The sequence below is a fragment of the uncultured Cyclobacterium sp. genome (genome assembly GCF_963976465.1).
In the GTDB taxonomy this organism is placed as follows: Bacteria; Bacteroidota; Bacteroidia; order Cytophagales; family Cyclobacteriaceae; genus Cyclobacterium.
On record NZ_CAXBOC010000290.1, the window covers coordinates 1 to 7248 of the forward strand.

Annotated in this window: 4 protein-coding genes and 1 pseudogene; 1 reads left to right on the forward strand and 4 read right to left on the reverse strand. The window is 38.1% G+C overall.

Annotation, left to right across the window (positions count from 1 at the left end; genetic code table 11):
* Nucleotides 1-161: 161 nt before the first annotated feature.
* The 4 genes from AAC037_RS15705 to AAC037_RS15720 all read right to left on the reverse strand — a co-directional run bounded on the left by AAC037_RS15705 (nt 162) and on the right by AAC037_RS15720 (nt 6910).
* Nucleotides 162-1676, reverse strand: coding sequence for a RagB/SusD family nutrient uptake outer membrane protein (locus AAC037_RS15705; RefSeq protein WP_339903868.1), 1515 nt, complete (start codon nt 1674-1676; stop codon nt 162-164).
* Nucleotides 1677-1697: 21 nt separating this feature from the next.
* Nucleotides 1698-5009, reverse strand: coding sequence for a TonB-dependent receptor (locus AAC037_RS15710; RefSeq protein WP_339903869.1), 3312 nt, complete (start codon nt 5007-5009; stop codon nt 1698-1700).
* A gap of 110 nt (nt 5010-5119) precedes the next feature.
* Nucleotides 5120-6166 (reverse strand): FecR domain-containing protein, encoded by a 1047-nt coding sequence (locus AAC037_RS15715; protein ID WP_339903870.1) that lies wholly within the window; start codon nt 6164-6166, stop codon nt 5120-5122.
* Between the two features lie 132 nt (nt 6167-6298).
* Complete coding sequence (locus AAC037_RS15720) at nt 6299-6910, reverse strand: sigma-70 family RNA polymerase sigma factor (protein WP_339903871.1); 612 nt, start codon at nt 6908-6910, stop codon at nt 6299-6301.
* Between the two features lie 182 nt (nt 6911-7092).
* On the opposite strand from AAC037_RS15720, the pseudogene AAC037_RS15725 reads away from it, so the two are divergent.
* Nucleotides 7093-7248, forward strand: a pseudogene (locus AAC037_RS15725) (acyl-CoA desaturase); the annotation flags it as partial.

A 7248-nucleotide genomic window follows, 5' to 3' on the forward strand; every position in this document is an offset into this window, starting at 1 on the left:
AGAATTTCCGGTTTATTAACATGTATAATAACCGGCTAAATTGGTATACTATTACGAAAAGTAGATCAATTTTTGATTCAGGAGCAGACAAAAAAATTGAAAGGCAATAAAAGTTAAAAAAGGTGGTAGGAAATCCTACCACCTTTTTTATGAAATAACAATTAGTAACCTGGGTTTTGAGGGGCCAGGTTCGGATTTACATCCAGCTCAATCCTTGGTAGCGGCATCAAATAATCCTTTGAAGCATCAAAGTTATCGTGAGGTTCTAGGCTATTTGCACCTTTAAATACTTCATCACCCAATTGCCTTCTCTTAATATCATACCATCTTTTATACTCGAAAGAAAGTTCAATTCTTCTTTCTTCAAGGACTAAATCAATGAATGCATCTTTATCCATTCCAGACTGTACATCTTCCGGAAAACTATTCATTTGTCCTGCTGCATTTCTCGCCCGCTCTCTTATCTCATTTACTAGAGATACGGCTTCTGCAGTAGGTCCATTATTAACTTCAGTAGCAGCTTCAGCAGCGATCAACAAAACTTCTGCATAACGCATGGCTGAGTAATTATTGTCTGAATATCTACCATCCGAATTACTGTTACCCGGAAACCTTCTGTATTTAGCAATATGAGGTCTTTGGGTATTTTGAAATTCAGTAAATGGAACCATCACTCCACCTACTAGGGCTTCATCCTCAAAACTTACAGACTTTCTGTAGTCTCTATCATCCCAAGTATTGTAAACAGCCATGGAAGGCACACAAACACTCCATCCCAAATTATCTGCACCTCTAATTCCCGTCATTGGCGGCATGATATCATCATTGGCTCCACCACCACCATTTTGTTGACCTAGAAAATCAACCGAGAAAATCGGTTCTTTAATGTTATCTGCCATTTCAGCTCGGTACAAGTTTTGATAATCTGCCTCCAACTCATAACCAAACCTGTCTTTGTTATCAATTACCCATTTGGCCTCGTCATAGGCTTTTTGGTAATCCCCTAAGGTAAGATTGACTGAGGCCAAGTAAGCAGCAGCTGTACCTTTGGTAGGTCTAGACCTCACATTATTGGGTTGATTATCCGGCAGATGTTCTTTGGCGAATGCAAAATCTGCCAAGATACCTTGGTATACATCTGTTGCAGAGGTTTTGGAAATATCTTTTACTGCCTCAGGGTCTGTAATAAAAAAATCAATATAAGGAATATCTCCAAACACCCGAACCAAATGGTAATAACTGAAAGCTCTAACAAACCTAGCTTCTGCAATTAATTGATTACTTACATTTTCATCCAATTCGAGGCTTTCTGCTCCTGCAATGGCAGCATTGGCTGCACTGACAACCTGGTACCAATATGGCCAATAAGCCCTAACCATACCATTGTTGTCATCCATATTAAAGTCATTGACTTGTTGCCTTTCAGCCGGGGTTCCTCTATCTCCAATATCCACCATATCCCCTCTTAACATGATGGAAGTAACAAACTGTCTTCCATACAGTCTTTCACTTGCAATCCACCCATAGGCTCCAAAAATTGCTGTTTCCACATCTTTTTCAGAGTTAAATAAACTCTCAGGTGCCAATAAGCCTACAGGCTTTTCTTCCAAGTCTGCGCAGCCTGCAAACAAGCAGGTAGCGGCCAATACCAAAGATTTATATATATTCGTTTTCATGGTTATTTCTTTTTTGGTTGCTTAAAATCCTACATTCAGACCTATAGTATAACTCTTTGCATTTGGATAACTACCATAATCAAGCCCCAGATTTCGGTTGCCATCCGTGGCTCCATTAGAACGGTAATTAACCTCTGGATCATACCCTTCATAAGAAGTAAATGTTAATATGTTCTGTGCACTAACATAAAGTCTAAGTTTGGAAAGGCCCAAACGGTCTACAACAGTTGAAGGGAAATTATACCCCAAAGAAAGGTTTTTTAACCTTGTGTAAGTTCCATCAAAAATCCACCTCGTCGACACCCTTCTGGTCCTGCCGTTAAATGCCCTAGGCACATCTGTCTGAGTATTTGTAGGCGTCCATCTGTCCAATGCTTCTGTCGTAGCATTGTTGATTCCGGACATTAAGTTGAGTTCCATCAAGGTATAGCTAAGAATATCATTCCCTACCGATCCTTGGAAGAACACATTCAGATCAAAGTTTTTGTATCTGAAATCATGGTTCCATCCCCAAAAGAAGTCAGGGTGAGGATTACCAATTATTTGTCTGTCATCACTGTTAAGTACCCCATCGTCATTTAAATCCCTGAATTTCTCTCCTCCGGCTTCTTGCTCAAATCCACCTCCGGGAAGAAATTCATCACCTTCTTGGTATACTCCATCATAGACCCAACCATAAAAGCTACCTACAGAATTGCCTTTTTTTAATAATTGAGTGGTACCTAAGCCTACCATATGCCCTGGGCCTGATCCATACTGAATATCAGTTCCTTCGGGTAAAGAAAGCACAGTGTTACGGTTTCTAGAAAAGTTTATATCCATATCCCACTGAAAAGCGCCTACTAAATTTCTAGATCCTATGGTAAGTTCTACACCTTTATTCTCAACTTGGCCAATATTTCTTAATTGGGTGGTATAGCCTGAATATTGAGGCAATTGGACGGCAAACAGCAAATCAGAGGTTACCATTCGGTAGTACTCAGCCGATAATGTAACCCTATCGTCCCAAAAACCAATGTCTGTACCTATATTTAGTTGTGCGGTAGTTTCCCAAGTTAAATTATCGTTGGCCACGGTGGTAGGTCTAACAGCATTTACAGGTACCCCGTCGATAATTGAAAATACCGGTGAGAATCTAGCTAAGGTTTGGTAAGGTGAGATGGCCTGGTTTCCTGTAATCCCATAACTACCTCTCCATTTCCAAAAACTTATTAAATCAGATGTTTGAAGAAATTCTTCATTTTTCATATTCCAGGCAATTGCTCCTGATGGGAAAAATGCCCATTTATTATTTTTAGAAAATGTGGATGAGCCATCATATCTTGCATTAAAAGTAAACAAGAACTTGTCTGCTAATGAATAATTTAATCGCCCATAATATGAAGAAATTTGCCAATCTGTCAAGGAGGAGTTAGGTGCCTGCCAAACAGCCGAAGATCCTAGGTTCCAGAATGAAAAGGCATCTGTAATAAATGAAGTACCTCTTGCCCCATAGCTTTCGCTTTCTGAAGACTGGAAAGAGTATCCCCCCATCGCTGAAAAGGTATGGTCATTTGCAAAAGTCTTTGAATAGGTAAGGTAATTCTCATTCAATACCAAGGTGTTTCTGAACGCATTAATAGATGCATCTCCACCAACATTTCTTCCTTCCGTAACGGTGGTAGGTGCATAGGTACCAGTTCTGGAGGAATTTGCAGTAGCGCCGAAAGTAGTTTTAAATTTCAGTCCTTCGATTATGTCGTATTCAGCAAAGAAATTTCCTTGAAACCGGTCATTAACATTTTCATTTTGCAATTGAGTGGCCACTGCATAAGGGTTGTCATGCGGATCGTTAAGTCTGGCAACAGTAAAAGACCCATCTTCATTATAAATTGGTTGATCAGGCTCGAATTTAAAAGCAGAAGCAACCACTCCTGGAGTTAATCCTCCTGAATTTTCTTGGGTCCTAACACCATCGCTGCTACTTCTCCTTGCGAATAGATTTAATCCAATTTTGAGTCTTTCAGTAGCTTGAATATCTAAATTACTGGTAATGCTGAACCTATTAAAGTCAGAATTAATGATCACTCCTTTTTGATCAAAATAAGACCCTGAAACATAATAGTTTACATTGTCTGTTCCTCCGGATATAGATAGTTGGTAATTTTGGATACCACCGGTTCTGAAAATCTGATCTTGCCAATCGGTATCTCCACCGGCAGGCTGAATATTAGGTCGTGCATCAGATATATAGTCATTGAATTGAGAAGCGTTCAATAAATCAAGTCGATTAATTTCATTTTGCATACTGTAAGAGGTATTGAAATCAATCTTTGCTGCTCCTGACTTTCCTCTTTTTGTGGTTACCATGATTACACCATTAGCTCCCCTTGATCCATATATTGCAGTAGCAGATGCATCTTTCAAGACCTCCATAGAGGCTATATCTTCAGGTGGTGGCATGGCTGCTCCGATAAATCCATCCACAACGAAGATTGGATCACTACTCGCGTTGATAGAAGTTCCACCTCTAACCCTTACTTTCATGCTTGCTCCTGGAGCACCATTATTGGATTGAATCTGAACGCCGGCTGCCCTACCTTGGAGCGCTTGCACAGCATCAATAGCCGGATAGGCGGTTAATTCTTCAGCTTTTACGGAAGACACTGCTCCCGTAAGGTCACTCCTCTTTTGGGTTCCATAGCCTACCACGATCACCTCTTCCAAAGAAGATGAATCCATTTCCATGGTCACATCTATTACCGATTGATTGCCAATCGAAATCGTCTGGGCCTCATATCCTATATAAGAAAATACCAAAACAGCGCCATCAGGGACTGTTAAGGAATAGCTACCATCTAAATCAGAGACAGTTCCTGTGGTGGTGCCTTGAACAGAAATTGTAGCTCCTGGTAAAGGCTGTCCTTCTTCATCTTTAATTACACCTTTTATCGTTCTATCTACTTCAGCAGCTACAGGTGCAGGTTCAGTTTTTACAAGCCTTATATCAATTTGATCATTAACTTGGCGAAAGCCTAAAGTAGTCTGAGAGGCAACTTCTTTTAGTATTGATTCTACGCTAGCATTGCCTTTGGAAAGCACTAGAGAGATATTTTCATTTACATCCTTTTTATCGAATGAAAAAGTGAAAGGAGTTTGCTTTTCAACCTTTTGCAGAAAACGACCTAAGGTCATTTCTCTTTCATTTATACTCACTTTTACTTCATCTATTGATTGGTATTGATCCTTTACGCTAAGGGCCAAAACAAAATTAAAGAGAAGTAGCTGAAGAGTGAATCCATACAAGAAGTAACGGGACAATAAGTAGATTGTCTTATGCAGTTTAAATTTCATAGTTTTTAGGTTTATTTTTTCAGTTATTGACTTTAGACAATTAAAAGAAACTATCCAATGGAGGGGTTTTATACCTCAGTTTTTAATCTTATTTATCATGCATCATATTGTTAAAATTTTAAGTGAATTTTTTTTCCATTTATTTCATATTTGAAATTCTCTATGAAAGACATTCTGTTTAACACCAAATCAAGGGTTTGATTGAAATACTTTCCACTCAAAGCCCATGGCTTTTGGGGTTTTCCGGTGACCTGAATTTCCACTCCATACCATCTTTCGAGTACGGCAACCACCTTATCAAATGCTGCATTTTCGAAAACAAGTAAACCTTCTTTCCAACCTATTGCAGCGGTGTCAGAAAACTCAGAAATGTTAAAATGATTTTCGGCCTGTCTATATTGCAGCTGTTCTCCGGGATCCAGTAAATAACTATTGTTAGCAGATTCAGACTGAATTTCGACCTTTCCTGTAAGCAGGGAAACAAAAACTTCATTGGGGTCAAAAAAATTAATATTAAATGAGGTCCCCAAAGCTATAGTTTCAATATTCCCTGATACCACCTTAAAAACACTTGAAGAATCTTTTTTCACCTCAAAATACCCCTCACCTGATAAAAAAACTTTCCTTTCTAGGGAATCAAATGTTACAGGAAAAATCAATTGACTACCTGAATTCAGCCAGACACCAGATCCATCTGGAAGTTTAAAATTAAGCTTCTCTCCAAAATGAGTGGTTTTGGTAAGCATTACAGGCTTTTTTACCGATGCTTCCACTTCTTGTCGCTCTTTTGGCTCCAATTGACTAAGTAGATAGCCGGTAAAGCTTGTCAAAATTAAAATTACGGCAACTTTATACCATTGCTTTATGGACAGCCACGAATGGGGGTTTTGATTAACTTGAATATCAATTTCATTGGCTTGTTCATGTGCTAAAATATTTTGTAGCACCCTAGATTTACCTTCCTTAGAAACACTATGGGGCTGTGTATTAAGACCAAGCACTATTTCCCTGGCCTTTTTCACTTCCACCACTTTCCCGGGATGTGCCTGCATCCAATTGTTCCAATAGATATCCAACTCTTCATTGGGCTCCTTAATCCACTTTACAAATTCGGGGTTAGTAAGCAAAAGTAGCGTTATGTCATCCTTTTTGTCCATTTTTTTTTATCCTTCATCACCATAAGGAAAAAAAGGTCAAAATGACATCAGCTTTTTGACAAAAAATTAAAATATTTTTTTTGAAAGTTAAAAATGGACATTATCAGAGCTCAAGAATTTGAGCCATGAGAATTACTTCATAGCAGATTTCAAGGCTGAAAGGCCCTTGTACACCAGATTTCGGGCTGACTTCACATGATCAAAACCCAACAAATCACTAATCTGGGAATAGTTTAAATTTTGAAAATAGAAATAATAAATAGCTTCTCTTTGTTTACCCGGAAGAAGGCTCAGGGCTTTATTTAATTTTTCAGAATTTTCTTGCTGAATCTGTTGATCGATGAGGATATCCTCGTGGGAAAATGTGATCTGAAATCCATCATGGTGGGCCATTAAAAAAGGTTTTTTTGAAGTTTTAACATCTACAATAAGTTTTCGCTTCATACATTTCATTAGATAGAAGCGTATGCAATCTGTGGGGCCCAAAGATTTTCTTTTTTGCCTTAGATATATAAATACATCTTGAATACAATCCTCAATAAGCTCTTGATTTTTTGAGAATTGAAAGCCATAGTTTAACAAGATTTCAAAATTATCATTGTAAATCTTGATAAATGCCCCTTCGCTTCCCTCCTTAAATTCTTGCCAAAGCCTGGCATCATCAATTATCGGCAAGTCATTTCGCTTAGACTGCAAATCCAATTTATGGGAATAATATTTGGTATTTTGGCTGGGTTTATTCATTGAGTCCTTAAATGTATAACAATCTTTTCGGTAATTAAAAAGAAAGCCCGTTGGGCAAAAAAAAAGGTATATTCCAAGCAGATAATATGAATAAAATCACCTTTTATAAAAAATAAGGTACGGATTGCTTATTTAACAAAGAAAGGATTTAATTTTGTAGGGTATATCAAATTTTATCAAAAGTGATTCTAATAATTATCTTTCTATTACACTGGTATTTCTCTCTATTTTGCCAAAGCTTTTTCCTGCACAGGTATGCAGCACATCAAATGTTTGTCATGAACAAATATTGGGAGAAATTTTTTTACATTTTCACATGGGTTTGCCAAGGCAGTTCT

Coding starts and splice junctions, on each gene's coding strand:
- AAC037_RS15705 (WP_339903868.1), bottom strand. CDS start 1,676: ATGAAAACGAATATATATAAATCTTTGGTATTGGCCGCTACCTGCTTG.
- AAC037_RS15710 (WP_339903869.1), bottom strand. CDS start 5,009: ATGAAATTTAAACTGCATAAGACAATCTACTTATTGTCCCGTTACTTC.
- AAC037_RS15715 (WP_339903870.1), bottom strand. CDS start 6,166: ATGGACAAAAAGGATGACATAACGCTACTTTTGCTTACTAACCCCGAA.
- AAC037_RS15720 (WP_339903871.1), bottom strand. CDS start 6,910: ATGAATAAACCCAGCCAAAATACCAAATATTATTCCCATAAATTGGAT.